Source organism: Lacrimispora sphenoides, from assembly GCF_900105215.1.
Taxonomy (GTDB): Bacteria; Bacillota; Clostridia; order Lachnospirales; family Lachnospiraceae; genus Lacrimispora; species Lacrimispora sphenoides_A.
The window spans coordinates 931169-951209 of sequence record NZ_FOIP01000001.1 but is presented as its reverse complement, the minus strand read 5'-3'; the positions used below and the strand labels follow the sequence as shown (position 1 = coordinate 951209).

19 protein-coding genes are annotated in these 20041 nt (G+C 45.8%); 13 read left to right on the top strand and 6 right to left on the bottom strand.

The window, feature by feature from the left end; all coding sequences use genetic code 11:
* Positions 1–111: 111 nt before the first annotated feature.
* Genes BMW45_RS04225 through BMW45_RS04215 form a run of 3 tightly spaced genes read right to left on the bottom strand, consistent with a single transcriptional unit; the run spans position 112 to position 3375 of the window.
* A complete protein-coding gene (locus BMW45_RS04225; RefSeq protein WP_242882893.1) occupies positions 112–1074 on the bottom strand; it encodes a carbohydrate ABC transporter permease in 963 nt (320 codons plus the stop codon).
* A complete protein-coding gene (locus BMW45_RS04220) occupies positions 1053–2315 on the bottom strand; it encodes an ABC transporter substrate-binding protein (RefSeq protein ID WP_092240793.1) in 1263 nt (420 codons plus the stop codon). The genes BMW45_RS04225 and BMW45_RS04220 overlap by 22 nt, the downstream gene beginning before the upstream one ends.
* A 34-nt stretch (positions 2316–2349) precedes the next feature.
* Positions 2350–3375, bottom strand: a complete 1026-nt coding sequence (locus tag BMW45_RS04215) for a Gfo/Idh/MocA family protein (protein ID WP_092240791.1) — start codon at positions 3373–3375, stop codon at positions 2350–2352.
* A gap of 634 nt (positions 3376–4009) precedes the next feature.
* Here BMW45_RS04215 and BMW45_RS04210 point away from each other — a divergent pair.
* Together BMW45_RS04210 and BMW45_RS04205 are read left to right on the top strand one after the other, a co-directional pair.
* Positions 4010–5206 carry an ROK family transcriptional regulator gene (locus BMW45_RS04210; protein ID WP_092240789.1) on the top strand — a complete coding sequence of 399 codons (1197 nt, stop codon included), beginning with the start codon at positions 4010–4012 and terminating at the stop codon, positions 5204–5206.
* 47 nt (positions 5207–5253) lie between these two features.
* Positions 5254–6312: a Gfo/Idh/MocA family protein gene (locus BMW45_RS04205; protein ID WP_092240787.1), complete on the top strand. Its 1059-nt coding sequence runs from the start codon at positions 5254–5256 to the stop codon at positions 6310–6312.
* 357 nt (positions 6313–6669) lie between these two features.
* Here the strand turns inward: BMW45_RS04205 and BMW45_RS28700 are convergent, their stop codons facing one another.
* A complete protein-coding gene (locus tag BMW45_RS28700) occupies positions 6670–6798 on the bottom strand; it encodes a hypothetical protein (protein ID WP_278320767.1) in 129 nt (42 codons plus the stop codon).
* 46 nt (positions 6799–6844) lie between these two features.
* Here BMW45_RS28700 and BMW45_RS04200 point away from each other — a divergent pair, with 46 nt between their 5' ends.
* Positions 6845–7828, top strand: coding sequence for a methyl-accepting chemotaxis protein (locus tag BMW45_RS04200; protein ID WP_330390676.1), 984 nt, complete (start codon positions 6845–6847; stop codon positions 7826–7828).
* A gap of 106 nt (positions 7829–7934) precedes the next feature.
* On the opposite strand, the gene asnA is transcribed toward BMW45_RS04200, so the two are convergent.
* Positions 7935–8942: an aspartate--ammonia ligase gene (gene asnA / locus BMW45_RS04195; RefSeq protein WP_092240783.1), complete on the bottom strand. Its 1008-nt coding sequence runs from the start codon at positions 8940–8942 to the stop codon at positions 7935–7937.
* 180 nt (positions 8943–9122) lie between these two features.
* Here asnA and BMW45_RS04190 point away from each other — a divergent pair, with 180 nt between their 5' ends.
* From BMW45_RS04190 to trmL, 10 genes are all read left to right on the top strand, one after another.
* Complete coding sequence (locus BMW45_RS04190; RefSeq protein WP_092240781.1) at positions 9123–10211, top strand: L-threonylcarbamoyladenylate synthase; 1089 nt, start codon at positions 9123–9125, stop codon at positions 10209–10211.
* Positions 10212–10316: 105 nt separating this feature from the next.
* Entirely contained in the window at positions 10317–10811 is a 495-nt protein-coding gene (locus BMW45_RS04185) for a deoxycytidylate deaminase (protein ID WP_092240779.1), read from the top strand.
* 1 nt (position 10812) lies between these two features.
* On the top strand, positions 10813–12573 hold the full coding sequence (locus BMW45_RS04180) for a B12-binding domain-containing radical SAM protein (protein ID WP_092240777.1): 1761 nt from the start codon (positions 10813–10815) through the stop codon (positions 12571–12573).
* Entirely contained in the window at positions 12573–13235 is a 663-nt protein-coding gene (nth, locus tag BMW45_RS04175; protein ID WP_092240775.1) for an endonuclease III, read from the top strand. Before BMW45_RS04180 ends, nth begins: the two co-directional genes overlap by 1 nt.
* 16 nt (positions 13236–13251) lie before the next feature.
* The gene (locus BMW45_RS04170) at positions 13252–13959 is read left to right on the top strand and encodes a 3'-5' exonuclease (protein WP_092240773.1); all 708 of its coding nucleotides are present in this window, start codon (positions 13252–13254) and stop codon (positions 13957–13959) included.
* A 185-nt stretch (positions 13960–14144) separates the two neighbouring features.
* Positions 14145–15635 carry a VanW family protein gene (locus tag BMW45_RS04160; protein WP_092240769.1) on the top strand — a complete coding sequence of 497 codons (1491 nt, stop codon included), beginning with the start codon at positions 14145–14147 and terminating at the stop codon, positions 15633–15635.
* Positions 15636–15653: 18 nt separating this feature from the next.
* Entirely contained in the window at positions 15654–16238 is a 585-nt protein-coding gene (locus BMW45_RS04155) for an AIR synthase-related protein (RefSeq protein WP_092240767.1), read from the top strand.
* Between the two features lie 74 nt (positions 16239–16312).
* The gene (locus BMW45_RS04150; RefSeq protein ID WP_025231079.1) at positions 16313–16795 is read left to right on the top strand and encodes an Lrp/AsnC family transcriptional regulator; all 483 of its coding nucleotides are present in this window, start codon (positions 16313–16315) and stop codon (positions 16793–16795) included.
* Entirely contained in the window at positions 16792–17961 is a 1170-nt protein-coding gene (locus BMW45_RS04145; protein ID WP_092240765.1) for an aminotransferase class I/II-fold pyridoxal phosphate-dependent enzyme, read from the top strand. Before BMW45_RS04150 ends, BMW45_RS04145 begins: the two co-directional genes overlap by 4 nt.
* Before the next feature lie 5 nt (positions 17962–17966).
* Positions 17967–18461 (top strand): tRNA (uridine(34)/cytosine(34)/5-carboxymethylaminomethyluridine(34)-2'-O)-methyltransferase TrmL, encoded by a 495-nt coding sequence (trmL, locus tag BMW45_RS04140; protein ID WP_092240763.1) that lies wholly within the window; start codon positions 17967–17969, stop codon positions 18459–18461.
* Positions 18462–18554: 93 nt separating this feature from the next.
* Here the strand turns inward: trmL and BMW45_RS04135 are convergent, their stop codons facing one another.
* Positions 18555–19961 carry a sensor histidine kinase gene (locus BMW45_RS04135; protein ID WP_025231082.1) on the bottom strand — a complete coding sequence of 469 codons (1407 nt, stop codon included), beginning with the start codon at positions 19959–19961 and terminating at the stop codon, positions 18555–18557.
* Positions 19962–20041: the final 80 nt, after the last annotated feature.

Sequence of the window (20041 nt, the reverse complement as noted above, 5' to 3'; positions counted from 1 at the left end):
TCGTTATAAGGTTTAAAAGAATTAATAAATATCAGAAGCAGAGGCATCAGCCAGAACACAGAACAGATAAACACAATAACGGAAAGCATGCTGATTTTTTTTATTTTTTCATTACGCCTCTATCTCCTTACCCTTAGTTACCTTAAGCTGTACTGCAGTGATCATAAGCACGAAAACTACAAATACCAGTGACTTTGCGGTAGCCATTCCGTAACGGTTGTTAAAAAATGCTTCCTTATAGATGTTGTATGCCACGGAAATGGTGGAATTGGCCGGTCCGCCCTTGGTAAACACCATGATGACATCAAACAGTTTAAATGAGAATGTCAGGGAGGTAAGCATACAGATGGAAACAGCAGGCATGATCAAGGGAATAGTCACCCTTCTTAACACCTGGAATTTGTTGGCTCCGTCTATTTTGGCGGCTTCGATTAGTTCCCTTGGTACGGAAATGATGCCGGCAATATAATTCACCATATAGAATCCCAGATTCTGCCACACGGTCATAATTACGACTACGAAAAATGCAAGCTTCGATGAACCCAGCCAGCTCCAGTGAAACACCTCCCAGCCGGTTGCCTGATACAGAGCCTCAAACCCGGGACCGAGGATGAATTTCCAGATCAGGCTGATGGCCGTCAGGCTTATGATATAAGGTATGTAATAAAATGCCCGCCCCACGCTTGAGCTTTTCTTTTCCTCCGACATGACCAGGGCAACAGTCAGGGATATAATGTTTACCGTCACTACAAAAAACACCGAGAACTTTAGTGTAAATGCAGCGCTTTTCCAAAACAGTGTATCATCTGAGAATATATTAACAAAGTTTTGAAGTCCTACGAACTTCATGTCCTTACTGATCCCATTCCAGTCAAAGACCGAGTAGTACAGGTTCATCAGAAATGGTACGTCTGTAGAAAACAGTACAAACGCCACCGCTGGAAATACAAACAATGCGAATATCAATAAATCTTTTGCTTTTCCTTTGTTTTTCACTTTCATGCCTCCTGGGTTTCCGTTTCCGTCAGGCTCCGGTTTCTCAAACTGAGGGTTCAGTTTTTCTGGATCTGCCATCCCTTCTGGAACTCCTCAGTCACCTGCTGCGCTGTCATATCCCCTATCATATACGCCTGCATCGCAGGACCAACGATATCAGAATATCCCGTAGGCGCAATGGTGTGGATCCAGCCGTTTGTCTTTCCATTTTCCACGTATGCTGACGCATCATTGGCAAGAGCCCCCTTAACTTCCATGGTTGTCTTAGCTCCTGGAACGCCTCCTACACCGTCACACATCCATTTCTGGCCTTCCTCTGATGTGAGGATATACTCCAGATATTCCTTTGCCAGATCCAAATGCTTGGAATCCTTGTTCACGATATAGGTCCAGTTACAGGAAGACAGCAGTGTGGCATCTTCCGGATTATCACTTACCGGACAGGGAAGGAATGCCAGGCGGGCATCGGGGTTAAAGGAATCCAGGGTAGACTGGCACCAGTCGCCCATATGGATAATGGCTGCCTCTCCGTTTGCCAGCATGTTTTCGCTTGTTTCCCAGTCGATTTCAAGTGGCTTATCAGGACCATATTTCACAGCCAGATCCAGAAGACGGAAGAGATTCTGGAAATTCTTCATATCCTTAAAGGCAAGATCACCGCTGTTTAATTTATCCACGACTCCCTTTGCATCCAGGGACTTATCCATCATAAAATGAGTGGAAAGGTGATGAAGGACCCATGTTTCCTTTGCTGCCAAAGCAAAAGGTGTGATCCCGGCTGCAGACAGCTTTTCACAGGCTGCCTCAAGCTCATCCATGGTATCCGGTAGTTCTGTGATTCCGGCTTTTTCAAACAGCTCAATGTTATAGATCAGGCCCAAATTCTCATAGGTCCATGGAAGTGACATGATGTTTCCGTCCCCGTCTTTTCCCGTTTCCAGGGCAGTTTCCTTGAATTTGCCTAATACTTCTTTATCCTCTGTCCAGTTATAAGCATATTCATAATATTTCTGGGCTGCCGTACCGGATTCTACATCAAATACATCCGGGATATCTCCTGAATTCACGCGGGACTGAAGCAGCGTACTGCTGTCGTTTGCGGCGTGCTGTACTTCGATTTTAACGCCAGGGTGGGCTTCTTCGAATTTTTTAGCCATCTCTGCATACTCTTCAAGGCCGTATGCATGGGCGTCAAATACCTTTAAGGTGATTTCTTCCGCCGTTTTTGCCTGATCCTTTGAGACGCTTCCGCTGCATGCTGTAAGGCTGGGAACAGCCAATGCCGTTGTCATCAGGATAGCCAATGCTCTCTTCATCATAATTTTTCCTCCTAAAATATGAAAATTTTAATTGTTACCTTTTAGTTACATACTCCTTTGCCTGTTTCCATTCCCTGATCGCCTGGCGTACAGACTGAATGCCTTCCTCCAGAGGGGCGACCTCAACAGGTTTTCCTTCCTGGAGACATTGGATGAAATATTTTATTTCCGTATAATAAGGCCCCAGATTGGATATGTTGATTCCGGCAGAGTCATCGTTTACGTCATACTCCCGGTGGAGCTTCGGATGCTCGATTCTGCCGTCATTTTTATAAATAGTCAGAGGTGTTTCCTCCCGTCCCTTAAATACGACACTAGCCTCCTCAAAGCATGCATGGAAGCTGGCTTCAAAAGGAAGAGAGGAGCTTATGTCCCATATTCCTTCCGTTATGGCAAAAACCTTGCCGAATTCATAGGCGGTAAAGATCTGGTTGATCATGCCGCTGGAAAAGGCAGTGGCCCTTACATCAAAGGAATCCGGTTCTCCCAGCATGTACCGTAGGAAATCTAAGTCATGTACATGGAGGTCCAGCACAACGGAACCGCTTTTTCCCTCCTCGTGGAACCAGTCCTCATATCCCCAGGCGGCATCTCCGCTGACTCTCTGCATAGTGATGGATTTCAGCGCTCCAAACCTTCCGGTATCGTAGCACTCTTTTAAATACCGGTATTCATCAAAGGATCTTACCACCTGTCCTACCATTACCTGAACCCCATTTCTTTTCTGGGCTTCCATAAGCTTTTCGGCCTCTTCCTCTGTCAGGCATACAGGCTTCTCGACAAATACATTCATTCCCTTATCCATAGCTGCCAGCGCATGCTCCGTATGGAGATAACTGGGGAGGCAGATATGGACGCTGTCCAGGGATTCCGTCTCCAGCAGCTCCATACCAGTTTTATACTGCCTGGCATTGGGCCATTGTATTGCGGCCTTTTCCAGAAATTCCGGCCTGCAGTCTGCCAGGGCCGTCACTTCTACATTCATTTTTGTTGACAACGCCTTTAACGATAGGTTATGAGTTGTGCCCATTCCTCCGCATCCGATCAGTCCTACTTTCATTTCATCATCCTCTTTCATTAGTTTGTACAGTGACCTTACTAATATAAATTAAAATTAAAAGCCATTGATATAAAGTTGTTGTATTCAGGCTTTTGGTATCTAAGAATTATATTAATTTGTTGAAAATACAATAGCATTAAGCGACACATATGTCAATATATTTTTTTGATTCATATAAAATAAATGTAATTAGTGATATTTATTTTGAAAATTAATTCATTATTTTATGAAACATTCATATAAAATGAATATTGGTAATATCAAGTTACAATTTATTTATACTAATTTACATATCTTTTATAGATAAAACCTCTTTTTACATAGCGTTTCTGGGGAATGAGGCTTTTCTGCGTATTTTTCCTGGAATTATTGCAACTATCTATATTTTATGATACATTATTTGATAAGGTTACTTTACTAAATATGTGTTAAGGAGGTGGGGGAGCAGCTTCTGATGCAGCAGATCATGAGAAGGGGAAAGGTGTTTCAGTTGTGTAATACGCCTAAAAGTCAGAAAAGGGCTCTGCCTAAGGAGAAGCGGAATTGCCATATGTGTGGTTTTCCAGAACTTCATGGGGCCAGAGACAGTTCGATCAGTAATTTATCATAACAAGCAAAGGACAGGCAGGAAATTATGAAACTTGTAAACCAGCAGTTAATTAAAAATACAAATCTAAAGCAATTGTACAATTCCATTTACCGAAACCCAGGGATCTCAAGAGCGCAGCTCTCCAAAGATTCTCACTTAAGTAAGACTGCAGTTTCCTCCCTGGTGGATGAACTGATTGCGCGCAAATTTGTATACGATTCCGGTGCCAGTGACAGTACGAATGTGGGCCGTAAGCCCAACAGTCTGTTGCTTCGTGCGGAACAGTATTATGTGGCTGTTTTCTTACTGGAGGAGAAGAGACTGAATGCGGCCCTGGTGGACATCACCGGCACCTCTTCCTTTTGTGAGCAGGTGGATGTTCCTTCCCTTGACAGCTACATTCTTCTGTGCCAGGAATACATCCATCAGACTGTGCTGCAGCAGATAGACAGGGAACAGTTCCTGGGGATTTGCGTGGTGGTTCCCGCAATGATAGATCCTGACAAGCGGGAAATATTCGCAACAACACTGAATCTTCCGGAAAAAGATTTTGTAGGCCAGCTCCAGCATGCATTCTCCGGTTTTCCGGTGGCTCTTTTAAATGATACGGCCTGCTTTGCTTATGCGGAAAAGGTTTATACTCAGATTACGGAAAAGGATTTCGCATTTATTAACTTCGGGAAAGGGATCGGCGCTACCTTATTCATCCATAATGAGATGCTGGGCCGTGCTTCTGCTTCCTACACCCAGTTCGGTCATTATTCCATTGACCCTAATGGAGAGCTTTGCTCCTGCGGGAACCGGGGATGCCTGGAGTTAATGATCGGGGAAGCGTCCTTAAAAGACCGTATTTCTAAAGCCGGAGGAAGTCCGGCCTTCAGGAGATCTTCGAATGTTACCTATGGGGATCTTGGCCAGGCCAGTGTATATGGTGATATGGTTTCCTGCAAAGTAGTGCGGGATATCGCTGATGAATTTTCCATGGCTTTGTGCAATTTGATCTGTATGGTGCATCCAAAGCTGATTATTATCGGAGGTAAGGGAAAAGATCTTGGGCCTTTATTTCTCCAGGAGATTCAGGAATGTCTGGGCACCGTGGGATTTCGCCGCATGGTGAACTCCGTCAGCGTCAGGTACAGCCTTCTGGATTCCAGCGCCCTTTATAATGGCGCAATGAAATATTTCTTTGATATCCATTACAATTTTACTCAGGATATGGCTGGAAGCTTTTTTATCGGCTGATGGGGTTTTCCGGCTATGTTGTTTTCTTATGAAACGGAGGTACGCCAATGGAAAAGTTAAGAGCTGCAATTATGGGCTGCGGAAGAATCTCTTCCTGTTATGAAGATGCCTTTCGCAGACTTTCGGATTATGTAGAGTTAGTATGTGCTATCGATATTGACGAAGATAAGGCAAAATCTTTTGGGGAAAAATTCAACTGCCATTACAGTACGGATCTGGAGTCCGCGCTGCAATACCGGATTGATGTAATACATCTGTGCCTTCCCCATTATCTGCACCCGGTTATGGCTGTAAAAGCCATGGAGGCAGGAATACATGTGCTTACTGAAAAGCCCATTGCTATTTCCCTGCAGGATGCTGACCGGATGATGGAGGTACAGAAGCTTACCGGGAAAAAACTGGGTGTCATTTATCAGACCAGATACACAAAAAGTGTGGAGAAGTTAAAACAGCTGATTAGTGAAGGATATTTTGGAAAGATTTTATCTGCCCGGTCTTATCTTACATGGAACCGTCCTGCCTCTTATTATGAGGGATGCGACTGGAAAGGAACCTGGGATAAGGAGGGCGGCGGCGTCCTGATTGACCAGGCCATTCACAGCATGGACCGTGTCCGTTACATGCTGGGCAGTGACATTGAATGGATTGAAGGAAGCGTTCACAACCACTGTCATGAAATGGTGCATGTGGAGGATGCCGCAGAAGCTGCTATTAGATTTAAAAACGGCTGTATCTACAGCCTTTATGCCTGCAATTCCTATGCTTCCGATGCGCCCATTACCATAGAACTCCAGGGTGAGAAGGGACGCTGCGGCCTGATACAGGATATGGGCTTTTATGAATCGGATGGCTGCTATACAGAAATAAGAAATACCTATGAGACCACAAACGTCGGGCCGGATTACTGGGGAAGCAGCCACCATCTTCAGATCAGGGATTTTTATGAATCGATTCTGCAGGATGAACCTGTAGCTGTAGACGGATCGGAAGGCAGGAAGACTTTGGAGATGGTTAAGGGAATCTATTTATCTTCTTTGGAAAAAAGGCGTATTTATCTGCCGTTTGAGGATGTGTATTATGAGGATTTAAATACGCAAAAGATATGAAATACATACGTTCATTTGCTTTGCTCTGAAAATAAATCACTACCCGTTCCGGGATTATGATTATGTACCAGTTGGAATAAGCACCTGTTCAGTCTGCGCCCCGTCCATCATGCTATATTGTTTATTTTTATATAGATAAATTTATATAGATAAATATTGTGATTTTACTAAAATTATGCCGGAAACTGTCGATATAAACTATAGGTATAAAAACAAATTAAGGGGTGCAGCTCATATGGAAATACGGGGTAAACAGGAAAGACAGAATTCAATTGCTCTTAGCAAAAGGCTGGTAATAGGATTCGGTATAGTGAACGTCATAACAGTTTTAATATCTTTGATAAGCCTTTTCACCATTTACAGATTACATTCTATAAACAATGTGTCATCAGGATTTTTTGCGCTTTCTTCGGCCGCAATATTTTTGCTTACCATTCTATCTGTTGTTGCAAGCTTCATAATATGCAGAGTCTTAAACAGAAGCATTGTGCGTCCTCTTAAAATTCTCAACAATATTGCACGGCAGCTGTCTGTGGGAGATGCAAGCGCAAACGTGCGGGTCCTCACAAAGGATGAAGTGGGAGAATTGATGGAATCCTTCAAGGCGATGGTGGAAAACACCAGGAGACAGGCTCAGGCAGCCGAAGCAATAGCCCGCGGAGATCTGACTGTGGATGTGAAAGTTAATTCGGAAAAGGATGTTCTCGGCATTGCATTAAGCAGCATCGTAGAGAAGAACAACCACATTCTGTCTCAAATATGCAATACGTCGGGACAGGTTTTAAGTGGGGCCGGCCAAATATCGGAAGCAAGCATACGTCTGTCAGAAGGGGCAGGCCATCAGGCGGGATCCCTTCAGGAGCTGGCTGCTGCTGTAACAGAGGTAAAAAACCGGATCGGCTTAAGTACAGATCATGCGGCCATGGCCATGACATGTGCAAATGAGGTCAGACACGGAGCCGTGGATGGCAACAGGCACATGGAGGATATGCTGAAAGCCATGGATGAGATCAACCTGTCTTCGTCAAATATCTCAAAGGTAATTAAGGCGATCGAGGACATTGCCTTCCAGACAAACTTGCTGTCATTAAACGCTTCGGTAGAGGCCGCAAGGGCGGGCCAGTACGGAAAAGGTTTTGCAGTTGTGGCGGATGAGGTGCGTAGTCTTGCGGCCCGTTCGGCAAAAGCTGCAAAGGAGACCGCAGACATGATAGAAAGTTCTATACAGAGAGCAGAGCATGGGATGAAGATCGCAAAGACCACTGCAGACGCTTTTAACAAAATTGTGGGTGGGATAGAGCAGGTCGCCGGATTGGCGGAACAAATTGCCGGTGCATCGTCGGAGCAAGCTTCCGGTATCGCCCGCATAAACGATGAAATCAGCCAGGTATCCAATGCGGTGCAGGTAAATTCGGCAGCGTCTGAGGAAAGTACTGCTGCAACGGCTGAGCTGTACAAGCAGGCGGAAGCGCTGAAGGTAATGGTGCAGACCTTCAAGCTTAAAACACCCTGTTAAAGAGAACTGCCCACTAACTCTGACATTAGCTACATAGAAAAGGGGTGTTGTTCAACCGCAATCAATTGCGATTGAACAACACCCCCCTTTTATTTATCCGGTGGGTCTACAGAAGAACGATGTTATGCTTTCCGCATTCTTCCCGCATTTCCTTTGGCCAGATGCTGGCCTGAACTTCTCCCACATGAGCCCTGTCCAGAAGAAGCATGCAGAGACGGGATTGTCCGATACCGCCTCCGATGGTATAGGGCAGTTCTCCATTTAAAAGCATTTTATGGTAAGGAAGGTTTTTCCTGTCTTCGCATCCAGCTTTTTCTAACTGACTTGCCAGGGATTCTTCATCCACCCGGATGCCCATGCTGGAGATTTCCAGGGCGCAGTTTAAATTCTCAAACCAGAACAGAATGTCCCCGTTTAACTGCCAGTCATCATAGTCAGGTGCTCTTCCGTCATGGGGCTTTCCGCTCCCAAGCTTGTCCCCGATCTTCATGAGAAAGATGCAGCCGTATTCCTTTGTGATTAAGTTTTCCCGTTCCTTTGGGGTTTTGTCCGGATAACGGTCCTCCAGCTCCTGGGATGTGATAAAGGTGATATCCTCTGGCAGATGCTTCACGGCATGTGGGTATTTGTACCAGACCTCATGCTGCATGTGCTTGATGATCTTAAAGATGGTTCGGACGGTTTCCTTTAAGGTTTCCTCATTCCGCTCCTCTTTGGTAATAACCTTTTCCCAGTCCCATTGGTCTACATAACAGGAGTGGAGGTTGTCTAAATCCTCGTCTCTCCGGATGGCGTTCATGTTGGTATAAAGGCCTTCGCCGGGCAGAAAGCCATATTCATGAAGGGCCATGCGCTTCCATTTGGCAAGGGAGTGAACAACTTCTACGGTTTCGTCCGGAATGCCGGCGATATCAAACCGTACCGGGCGCTCCACGCCGCTTAAATCATCGTTTAATCCGCTGCTGCGCTCTACAAACAGGGGGGCTGAGATTCGTTCCAGATTCATTTCCTTACCAAGCTCTTTTTGAAACGTATCTCTAATGTATTTAATGGCCTCCTGGGTCTCCCGTACAGAGAGTTTGGGGTCATAGTTTTCCGGTATGATGATTTCCATGTGGTATTCCTCCCAAATAAAATGTTTTTATTATGGTATCATTAATATGAAAATCGTGCAACCATTGTTTTATCTTAAGTAACAGGAAGGAAAGCTTTTGACAGGCAGCAAAAAAGTTGCATGGAAACTGGGCCTGTGATATGATTAATGGAAGTTATTAAAAGAAAAGAGCAGAGTAATATGAAGACAGAACGAATTATAATAGAAGATAAAGAACAGCCGGAGGAAGAACTGTTAAAGAAGCCTGCGGAAATATTAAGAAACGGTGGTCTGGTGGCGTTTCCAACGGAAACCGTATACGGTCTTGGAGCCAATGCCTTAAACGAAGAGGCAGCGGGGAAAATTTATGCGGCAAAGGGCAGGCCCTCGGATAACCCCCTGATCGCCCATATAGCAGCTTTTGATGATCTGCCTCCCCTGGTTACTGTCATACCCGAAGCAGGAAGACGGTTGATGGAAGCGTTTTGGCCGGGTCCTTTGACCCTTATTTTCCCGAAAAGCGAACTGGTTCCCTATGGGACTACCGGAGGACTTGATACGGTGGCAGTGCGCATGCCTGCCGATCCGGTAGCCAATGCTCTCATTCGTTTGGCCGGGGTGCCGGTGGCAGCGCCAAGCGCCAATACCTCCGGAAGGCCAAGTCCCACTACAGCCGATCATGTATGGCAGGATATGAATGGAAAGATTGATATGATCGTAGACGGAGGGGCCGTAGGAATCGGAGTGGAATCCACGATCATTGATGTATCAGGAGACGAGCCGGTGATTTTAAGGCCGGGAGCCATTACACAGGAAATGGCTTTTTCTGTTCTTGGACAAGAGGTCCCTCTTGATCCTGCCATTGTGTCCGGGCCGATGAAAGCGGATGTGAGGCCAAAGGCCCCTGGTATGAAATATAAGCATTATGCGCCAAAAGCAGACTTAACTCTGGTAGAGGGTGAAACAGAGAATGTAATACGGACCATAAACCGGCTGGCAGAAGAAAAGCTTTCCAAAGGGTTTCGAGTGGGGATCATCTGTACCGAAGAAACGAAAGAAAGCTATCCTGAGGGAATGGTACGAAGCATGGGACTACGTGCCAGGGAGGAGACCATCGCCCATAACCTTTACGGAGTACTGAGGGAATTTGATGATCTGGACGCGGATTTTATTTTTTCTGAAAGTTTCTCCAGAGATCATTTGGGACAGGCTATTATGAACCGGTTGACCAAGGCAGCAGGATACCATATTTTAAATGCAGGCTGTAAAGAAGACTGTGTTCATGATTAAGGAGAAAAGCGGATTGCGGATATCCGCTTTTATAATTCAAAGGAGGAAATACCCTTAGGGTATCCCTGTATGCCCATAAAGCATGGGTAAGAAGGAGGATAAGAAATGGTGGGAAAAAGAGAAGATTATATTACATGGGATGAATATTTTATGGGAGTAGCGGCTCTTTCCGCAAGGCGTTCCAAGGATCCCAGCACCCAGGTGGGAGCCTGCATCGTAAGCCAGGATAATAAGATTTTATCCATGGGTTACAATGGGTTTCCCATGGGCTGCTCGGATGATGAATTTCCGTGGGACAAGGAAGATGAGCAGGCAGATCCTTACAATGCCAAATATTTCTATTCCACCCACAGTGAATTAAATGCTATCCTTAACTACAGAGGGGGCAGCTTAGAAGGCAGCAAGCTTTATGTTACTCTGTTCCCCTGCAACGAATGTGCGAAGGCCATTATACAGGCCGGAATTAAAACCATTGTTTACGGTTCGGACAAGTATGAAGGTACTCCTGCAGTCAATGCTTCCAAGCGGATGCTCAATGCGGCGGGGGTCCGGCATTACCAGTATCAGCCGACCGGAAGAAAGATAGAGATCGAGGTTTGAGATGAAATTTTTGCTGGTGGCGCTTAACGCTAAATATATCCATTCCAATCCCGCTATTTACAGCTTAAAGGCCTATGCGAAAGCCCATGTAAGAGAACCGGAACTGGAGGATGGAAGGTTTCAGATTGAAACTTTTGAATACACCATTAACAATCAGCCCGATGAAATCTTAAAGGATATTTTCTTAAGGAAACCGGATGCCATTGGGTTTTCCTGTTACATCTGGAACTTTTCCTATGTATTAGAGCTGATCCGGGACCTTCCGAAAGTTCTCCCTCATGTGGAGATCTGGCTGGGAGGTCCCGAGGTGTCTTATGACGCCCCTGAAATCCTTTGCCGGGAGCAATCTGTTTATGGGGTCATGATGGGTGAAGGAGAGGAAACCTTTTCTGAAGTGGTGCGATGCTATCTGGAGCGGTTCAGGGGAAACTTTAATGGCAGGAATTCTTCTTTTCAGGCGATAGACGGTACCGCCGTAAGAGATGAGGAAGGAAATGTGACAATGAATCCGCGAAAGACAGCGGTGGACATGAACTCTATTCCCTTCTTCTATAAAGATCTAAAGAATTTTGAGAACCGTATCATTTACTATGAAAGCAGCCGTGGCTGTCCTTTTTCCTGCAGCTACTGCCTCTCTTCTCTGGATAAGTCCGTGAGGCTTCGCGATAGTTCCCTGGTTTTAAAGGAGCTTAATGTGTTCCTTGAAAACCGAATTCCCCAGGTGAAATTTGTGGACAGGACCTTTAACTGCAGCAGAAAGCATACCATGGAGATCTGGCGCCATATCATAGAACATGATAACGGGGTGACCAATTTTCATTTTGAGATATCCGCGGATCTTTTAAATGAGGAGGAACTTGAGCTTATGTCCCGCATGAGGCCGGGACTGATCCAGCTTGAGATCGGAGTCCAGAGCACCAACCGGTCAACCATTAAGGAAATCCGCAGGACTATGGATTTGAAGCGATTAAAGGAAAGGGTTGACAAAATCAACAGCTTTGGAAATATCCATCAGCATCTTGACCTGATCGCCGGACTTCCGGGAGAAGATTACCAAAGCTTTCGTAATTCCTTTAATGAGGTATATGAGATGAAGCCGGAACAGCTTCAGCTTGGATTTTTAAAGGTATTAAAAGGTTCTTATCTGTGGGAGAAGGCAGGGGAATACGGGGTTAAGTTTAAGGAGAAGGCACCATACGAGGTGCTGTCAACCAAATGGATCGACTACGGCGGGGTTCTGAAGCTGAAAGCTTTGGAGGAAATGCTGGAGGTCTACGGAAACAGCGGACAGTTCCGGACGACCTTAGATGAACTTCTTAAAGAGTTTGAAACGCCTTTTGATATGTTTGAGACTCTGGCTGAATATTATGATAAGCAGGGGTACTTAAAAATCAGCCATAACCGAATGGCCCGGTATGAGATCCTGGAAGGGTTCCTATACAGCCTGGTGCCGGAAAAACGTTCCCTGTACCGGGATCTTCTGGTGTATGATCTTTACCTGAGGGAAAATTTAAAGAGCCGGCCTGTTTTTGCGACAGACCAGGAACCATATAAGGACCAGGTAAGGGCATTTTTTGAGGCAGAGGCAGCAGCTTTCCGGTATTTGAAGGAAGGTTACGATGGTTATGAGGCCAGACAGCTCATTAAGATGGCTCATGTGGAGGTATTCCGGGACGGAAGGGCAGTTCTTTTTGATTACAAAAAACGGGATGTCCTGTCTCATAATGCAGCTGCTTATGAAATCGGTGTATGGAGGAAATAATGGCAAAGAGAGAGACAAAAGCAGAACGTCAGGCCAGGGTATTAAAAGTGCTTGAGGCCCTTGACCAGGAATATGGAACTTCATATGTATGCTATTTAAACCACGAAAATCCATGGCAGCTTTTAATAGCGGTCATTTTAAGCGCACAGTGCACCGATGCCAGGGTGAATATGGTGACACCGGACTTATTCAGGAAGTATGATTCACCAGAGAAATTTGCGCAGGCAGATTTAAAGGAATTGGAGAAAGATATCCATTCTCTTGGATTTTATCATATGAAAGCGAAGAACATCATATCCTGCTGTCAGGACCTGGTGGAAAAATTCGGAGGAGAGGTTCCCCGGACAATGGAGGAACTGACCTCTCTTGCAGGGGTAGGTCGTAAAACAGCCAATGTTATCAGGGGAAACATCTACCATGAGCCAAGCATTGTAGTGGATACCCACGTAAAGCGGATCTCCAGAAAGCTGGGCTTTGCAAAGGAAGAGGATCCGGAGAAAATTGAGTATGAGCTGATGAAGGTACTTCCAAAAGAGCACTGGATCTTATGGAATATTCAGATCATTACCCTTGGCAGATCCATTTGTATTGCAAGAAATCCGAAGTGCAGCCAGTGCTTTTTGGAAAAGCTTTGTCCCAGCGCCGGACTGGAACCAAGTTAGAAGAGGGAGGATTAATGTGGTATCATCCTATATTGCCGTAGATTTGGAAACCACCGGTCTTGACCCAAAGCAGGATAAGATCATTGAAATCGGAGCGGTGAAGGTTATAGAGGGGCAGGTTACAGAGAACTACGAAACCTTTGTTAATCCTTACAGGAAGCTGGAGCCTAAGGTAGGTATGCTCACCGGCATTACCAACCGCCAGTTAGAGGCTTCCCGGGGAATTGGAGAGGTGATTGGCGGATTTTTGGATTTTGCAGGAGACTTGCCGATTCTGGGACATCACGTAATATTTGATTACAGTTTTTTAAAGCGTGCGGCAATCAATGAGGGCTATGAATTTGAGCGTCAGGGAATCGACACCCTAAAGCTTGCACGAAGATTTATGCCCCCTGATGAGAAGAAAAATCTAAAAGCAGCCTGCGGATATTATGGGATCGTTCAAACCTTAAGCCACCGGGCGCTTGCAGATGCAATGGCAGCCCAAAAGCTTTATCAGGAATTGGCAGATCGGTATGAGAAGGAATCGCCGGAAGCCTTTGGCCCTCAGGCTTTGATTTATAAGGTAAAAAAAGAGCATCCGGCCTCAAAAAGGCAAAAAGAACACTTGCAGGATTTATTAAAATATCATAAAATAGTTTTATCTGTGCAAACAGAATATTTGTCCAGAAATGAAATATCAAGAATCACGGATAAAATCATAGCACAGTATGGAAGAATATAAGAGAGGTGATACGATATGATTAACTTCAATAATAAAAACAACAGAAAATTTTTATCAATAGTTTTGATCCTAGTAGTTATTTTACTGATTGCTGCTATGGTGCTTCCTATGATGCTTCAGTTTCTATAAGCGACCCAGGAGGTGTATTGGCAGCGTACAGGCACAGCAGAGTATGAGGAATGATTATGAAAAAGAAAACTTTGTCCATGAGCCTGGCAGCGATCGTAATTGCAGCGGGAATTGGATTTCTTTCTCCCGCATATGCCATGGCTGATACTCTTCCGGATGGTATATATGTGGGAGAATATAATCTGGGAGGTATGACAGAAGAGGAAGCCAGCCAGAAGATACAGGACCTGGTGAATGAAATGGAAAACCAAAAGATAACATTGATCGTTGACGGACAGCCGGTGGAAACCATAGCAAAAGATCTTGGCTTCCATTGGAGCAATCCGGAGGCTGTTTCCCAGGCCGCATCTTCCTGGCAGGGAGGCAACCTGATCAAACGGTATCTGAATAAGAAGGATATTGAACAAAACCATGTGATCATCCCTCTGGAAACAGCCCTTGATGATGGAAGTGTGACGTCATTTGTGGCAGAAAAGTGTGCACAGGGAGTAATGGAGCCAAAGAACGCGACCATTACCCGTGACAAGGGAGTATTTGTAGTGACTCCCTCTGCCATTGGAAAAACCGTTGATGTGGCGGCTACAAAGCAGGCTTTAGATGCTGCTCTTTCCAATGGACTTAAGGAGCCGGTAACAGCCACCGCAGTGGTTGTAGAGGTAAAGCCTGCAATTACCACGGATGATTTGATAACCATAAAGGATGTGCTTGGAACCTTTTCCACCAGCTTCTCTTCCAGTGGTGCTTCCAGATCCAAGAATCTGCAGGTGGGCGCAGGTAAGATCAACGGCCACGTGCTGATGCCGGGGGAAACTCTGTCTGGTTATGAGTGCATGCATCCCTTTACCGTAGAAAACGGCTATGCAACGGCATCAGCCTATGAGAATGGCCAGGTAGTAGATAGCATTGGCGGAGGCGTCTGCCAGATTGCTACTACCATTTACAATGCCGTGCTCAGGGCAGAGCTGGAAGTTGCCCAGAGGCAGAACCACTCCATGATAGTTGGTTATGTGAAACCCTCTGAAGATGCAGCCATAGCCGGTACGTATAAGGACATTAAATTTACCAACAATTACAGCACGCCCATTTTTGTCGAGGGCTATACTTCTGGAAAGACCCTTACCTTTACCATCTATGGGAAAGAAACCAGACCTGCAAACAGGACCTTTGATTTTGTTTCTGAGACCTTGAGCGTAACGGATCCGGGTGCGCCAAAGGAGATCGTGGATCCAACCATGCCTCCTGGAAGCAGAAGCCAGGTCCAGTCTGCACATAAGGGGATGAAGTCCAGGCTGTGGAAGGTTGTATATGTAGATGGTGTTGAGCAGAGCCGGGAGATCCTTCATACGGATACCTATAATCCATCAAAGGCCATTATAAAGGTCGGGCCGGCCGCTCCTGCAGTTGCTGTACCGGCTGAAACTCCTGGAATTCCTGTGGAAACGCCGCCGGTTGTGACCCCGGAGGAGACAATTCCTGCAGATACCGGGAACGCAGTACAGGAAGGACCCCAGATACCGGAAGATGCCTCGTTAGAGGCAGGACCGTAAGCGCTGGCAGGTAAGCATATGAGACGGATCGAAAGGGAGAATACCGGAACCGTAAGGCCCGGGCAGGATCTTGTTATTGCAGGATATGCCGGGCTGTCCGGAACGGTGGAAACCGTAAAAAATAAACAAGAAGAATTATATCAATGGTTTTCCAGAGACTATGTAGTACGGATCTTGGAATCCGGGAACATGGAACTGGAAGGAGATTTGGAAAAGTGGAAGGAATTCGGTGCATCTGAATGTGAACCGGCAGGTGAGGGCGGTGTTTTAAAGGCTCTTTGGGATTTATCCGGCGCTTATATGACGGGTATCCGGTTTTCCCTTCTCAGGATTCCGGTGAAACAGGAAACCATTGAAATTTGTGAGCGGTACGATTTAAACCCGTACCGCCTTTTCTCGGCAGGCTGCCTGCTTTTTTCGGCTGATAACGGAGGGGATCTGGTACATGCTTTAAAAGAGCAGGGAATCCATGCAGCTGTGATCGGGAAAGTAACCGGAGGTATCAAACGGATCATTGACCACGGGGAAAGCGTCGGCTATCTTGACCGGCCCACAGAGGATGAACTTTATAAGGTTTTATGTCCAAAAAGCGTGGACGAATAATATGGAACGCCCTGCGGGCATACCGCTATGTCCAAAAAGCGTGGACAAATAATAAGGAAATCAGGAGGTAGGATATGAGAGAAAAAATATTGGCAATTATTGAAAAAAACAGCAGGATCGATTTAAAGGATCTGGCGATTCTTTTAGGGGAAAATGAGGCCGCCATTGCCAATGAAATCGCTGAAATGGAAAAAGAGCATATCATATGCGGCTACCACACCCTGATTAACTGGGATAATACCAGCGACGAAAAAGTTATGGCTCTGATTGAGGTTAAGGTCACTCCCCAGAGAGGCATGGGTTTTGACAAGATCGCGGAGCGCATTTATCAGTACAGCGAGGTAAATGCCGTTTATCTCATGTCCGGCGCTTTTGACTTTACGGTTTTCATAGAAGGGAAGACTATGAGGCAGGTAGCACAATTTGTATCGGAAAAGCTGTCCCCCATGGAATCGGTGCTAAGCACGGCGACCCATTTTGTCTTAAAGAAATACAAAGACCATGGAACCGTTCTTGCTGAAGGAACAACCGATGAAAGGATGTTGATTACGCCGTGAGAAATCCATTATCAGATCGGATCGTAGAGATCCAGCCTTCGGGAATCCGTAAATTTTTTGATATAGTAAGTGAAATGAAGGATGCAATTTCCCTTGGAGTGGGGGAACCTGATTTTGACACGCCCTGGCATATCCGGGAGGAGGGGATTTATTCCCTGGAAAAAGGCCGTACGTTTTATACTTCCAATGCAGGTCTGAAAGAATTAAAGCTGGAGATATGCGGCTATTTAAGCCGGCGCTTCGCGGTTACATATGATCCTGACCACGAAGTAATGGTGACGGTGGGCGGCAGTGAGGCTATTGATATTGCCCTCCGCGCCATGTTAAATCCCGGGGATGAAGTTTTAATCCCTCAGCCCAGCTACGTTTCCTATGTTCCCTGCACCATTCTGGCAAATGGCGTTCCGGTCATCATTGACCTGCAAGCAAAGGATCAGTTTAAGCTGACTAGTGAAAAGCTGCTGGAAAAGATCACCCCAAAGACCAAGGTACTGGTGCTTCCATTCCCCAATAACCCTACGGGAGCGGTTATGAAGGCGGAGGAGCTGGAGGAGATCGCTAAAATCGTTATAGAGAAGGATCTGTTTGTAATTTCGGATGAGATTTATGCGGAACTTACCTACGGAAGCGACCATACTACCATTGCTTCATTTCCCGGAATGAGGGACCGGACCGTACTCATCAACGGCTTTTCAAAATCCTATGCCATGACCGGCTGGCGCCTTGGCTATGCCGCGGCTCCGAGAGTGATACTGGAGCAGATGTTAAAGATCCATCAGTTTGCCATTATGTGTGCGCCGACTACCAGCCAGTATGCCGCAGTGGCGGCCCTGCGTGACGGAGATAAAGACGTTCAGGTGATGAGGGAATCCTATGACCAGAGGCGCCGTTATCTGATCCACGCATTTAAAGAAATGGGAATGGAGTGTTTTGAACCTCACGGTGCATTTTATACCTTCCCTTCTGTCAAACGGTTTGGAATGACCTCTGATGAGTTTGCTACCAGGCTCCTTCGGGAAGAAAAGGTGGCGGTAGTACCAGGTACGGCTTTTGGAGATTGTGGAGAAGGATATCTTCGTATTTCCTATGCATACTCTCTGAAGAATCTTAAGGAGGCCTTAGGCCGTATGGACCGATTTGTCAAGAAACTGGATGGAAAGGCGTAAGAGGTATGAATATTGTAATATTGGAGCCAGAGATGCCGGCCAACACCGGAAATATCGGCCGGACCTGTGTGGCTACGGGAACGAAGCTGCATCTGATCGAGCCTCTGGGATTTAAACTGAATGATAAACTGATTAAACGGGCCGGGCTGGATTACTGGGACAAGCTTGATGTAACAGTTTACAGCGATTATCAGGATTTTCTGAACCGGAATCCTGGAGCGAAGATCTACATGGCCACCACAAAGGGACTTCATGTCTATTCTGATGTAGAGTATGAACCGGACTGCTTTCTCATGTTTGGAAAGGAAAGCGCCGGGATTCCGGAAGAGATCCTTTTGGAGAATCAGGAACAGTGTATCAGAATCCCTATGTGGGGTGATATCAGGTCTTTAAATTTATCCAACTCTGTATCGATCGTGCTTTATGAGGCGTTGAGACAGAATGGATTCGAACGCATGACCATGACGGGTGAGCTTCATCATCTTCAGTGGAAGGAATAAAAAACACCGGTACAGAATTTTCCACGTTTGCCTGGAAAATACTGTACCGGTGTTTTTTTGCTCTTCTAATGCTGATCAGGAATATTGCACATGCTATGGAGCTCCGGCCTTAGGCAGGCTGAAGATGAACTCCGATCCGACCCCTTCCGTGCTGACCACGTCAATATTTTCTCCGTGGGACTGGATGATCTCCCTGACAATGGCAAGACCAAGTCCGGTGCCCTTCTTATCTTTTCCTCTGGATAAGTCCGATTTATAGAACCGATCCCAGATCTTTTTTAAACTTTCCTTTGGAATGCCGATTCCCGTATCCTTAATAGATACAAAGATTTTCTCATACTTTACTGAAGCCTGGATGCAGATGGTGGAATCTGCATGGCTGAATTTTATGGCGTTGTCTATCAGATTATAGAGTACCTGCTGTATCTTCCCAAGGTCCGCATAAACCATCTGAATGCTTTCAGAGAAGGTCAGATCAAAGGTGATGTTTTTATCACTGCATGTTCCTTCAAAAGAAGCTGCCGTATCCTTGATGACCCGGTTGATGTCAAAGCTGGCGCGGTTTAAATATCCCTTGCAGTCCAGAGAATTAAGGGTCAGCATTCCCTGGGTCAGCTTGTTTAACCGTTCTGTTTCTGAAATAACCCTGTTTAAATATTTCTCATGCATCTCCGGCGGTATGGTTCCGTCAAGGATGGCTTCCAGATATCCCTTAATGGAGGTTAATGGAGAGCGGAAGTCATGGGAAACGTTGGCGATAAAGGTTTTCTGATATTCCTCCATCTTCCCCAATTCAGCGGACATATAGTTAAGCGTAGCGGCCAGATAGCCCATTTCATCCCTTGTATTTACCTCAATATGGTGGGCTAAGTTCCCCTGGGCGTATTCGTTTGCTCCTGCCGTGATTTTTTTAAGAGGAAAATAAACATTCCTGGTAAAAACAAGGAGGATTATCAGGGAGAGGCCAAACACTACCGCTGATGTGACATAAACGATGTTTAAGATCCCGTCCCTCTCCATTTTCAAATAGGATAGCGGCAGGTGGATCACCACGTAGCCATACGTGTTATAGTTCCCTGTAATGGGCGCATGGACGCTTAAGACATCATAGGAGAATTGATGATAGTAATCGCCGATGGTGTAGGACTTGTTGCCCATTGAGGTAGGGTCAAAGTTTTCGATGACCTGTCCCTGCTTGTCGGACTGTGCACTATCGGATACCACTTTACCCTGCCGGTCTACAATCCAAATCTGTGCATGAAGATAATTGCCTTCTTTCACCAGCTCTGGATAGGAGGAGGTCAGCTTCATGTCCTTACCTTGGTACATGCCGCTGTAGGAGGAAGCGATCTGATTGGCTTCGCCATACAAGGCTTCGGAACGGCGGCCAAGAAGATATTGGTCTGTGATTTCAGAAGAAAAGGTAGCAATGGTAACAAATCCGAGGAGGCCGAACAGCAGATAGCCCAGGACGAATTTATAATAGAGAGAATGTGTCATCTAGTGTTTCACCTCAAAATCAAAGCACTCCATATGGAGGCCGTATTTATGCACATCAGAGAGGTACGATTTTATTATCT

Excerpts from the sequence above, each read along its gene's own strand:
- BMW45_RS04225 (WP_242882893.1), bottom strand. The coding sequence starts at position 1,074 with ATGGCAGATCCAGAAAAACTGAACCCTCAGTTTGAGAAACCGGAGCCT.
- BMW45_RS04220 (WP_092240793.1), bottom strand. The coding sequence starts at position 2,315 with ATGATGAAGAGAGCATTGGCTATCCTGATGACAACGGCATTGGCTGTT.
- BMW45_RS04215 (WP_092240791.1), bottom strand. The coding sequence starts at position 3,375 with ATGAAAGTAGGACTGATCGGATGCGGAGGAATGGGCACAACTCATAAC.
- BMW45_RS04210 (WP_092240789.1), top strand. The coding sequence starts at position 4,010 with ATGAAACTTGTAAACCAGCAGTTAATTAAAAATACAAATCTAAAGCAA.
- BMW45_RS04205 (WP_092240787.1), top strand. The coding sequence starts at position 5,254 with ATGGAAAAGTTAAGAGCTGCAATTATGGGCTGCGGAAGAATCTCTTCC.
- BMW45_RS28700 (WP_278320767.1), bottom strand. The coding sequence starts at position 6,798 with ATGCTTCTGTTTAAGACTCTGCATATTATGAAGCTTGCAACAACAGAT.
- asnA (WP_092240783.1), bottom strand. The coding sequence starts at position 8,942 with ATGGAAATCATCATACCGGAAAACTATGACCCCAAACTCTCTGTACGG.
- BMW45_RS04190 (WP_092240781.1), top strand. The coding sequence starts at position 9,123 with ATGAAGACAGAACGAATTATAATAGAAGATAAAGAACAGCCGGAGGAA.
- BMW45_RS04185 (WP_092240779.1), top strand. The coding sequence starts at position 10,317 with ATGGTGGGAAAAAGAGAAGATTATATTACATGGGATGAATATTTTATG.
- BMW45_RS04180 (WP_092240777.1), top strand. The coding sequence starts at position 10,813 with ATGAAATTTTTGCTGGTGGCGCTTAACGCTAAATATATCCATTCCAAT.
- nth (WP_092240775.1), top strand. The coding sequence starts at position 12,573 with ATGGCAAAGAGAGAGACAAAAGCAGAACGTCAGGCCAGGGTATTAAAA.
- BMW45_RS04160 (WP_092240769.1), top strand. The coding sequence starts at position 14,145 with ATGAAAAAGAAAACTTTGTCCATGAGCCTGGCAGCGATCGTAATTGCA.
- BMW45_RS04155 (WP_092240767.1), top strand. The coding sequence starts at position 15,654 with ATGAGACGGATCGAAAGGGAGAATACCGGAACCGTAAGGCCCGGGCAG.
- BMW45_RS04150 (WP_025231079.1), top strand. The coding sequence starts at position 16,313 with ATGAGAGAAAAAATATTGGCAATTATTGAAAAAAACAGCAGGATCGAT.
- trmL (WP_092240763.1), top strand. The coding sequence starts at position 17,967 with ATGAATATTGTAATATTGGAGCCAGAGATGCCGGCCAACACCGGAAAT.
- BMW45_RS04135 (WP_025231082.1), bottom strand. The coding sequence starts at position 19,961 with ATGACACATTCTCTCTATTATAAATTCGTCCTGGGCTATCTGCTGTTC.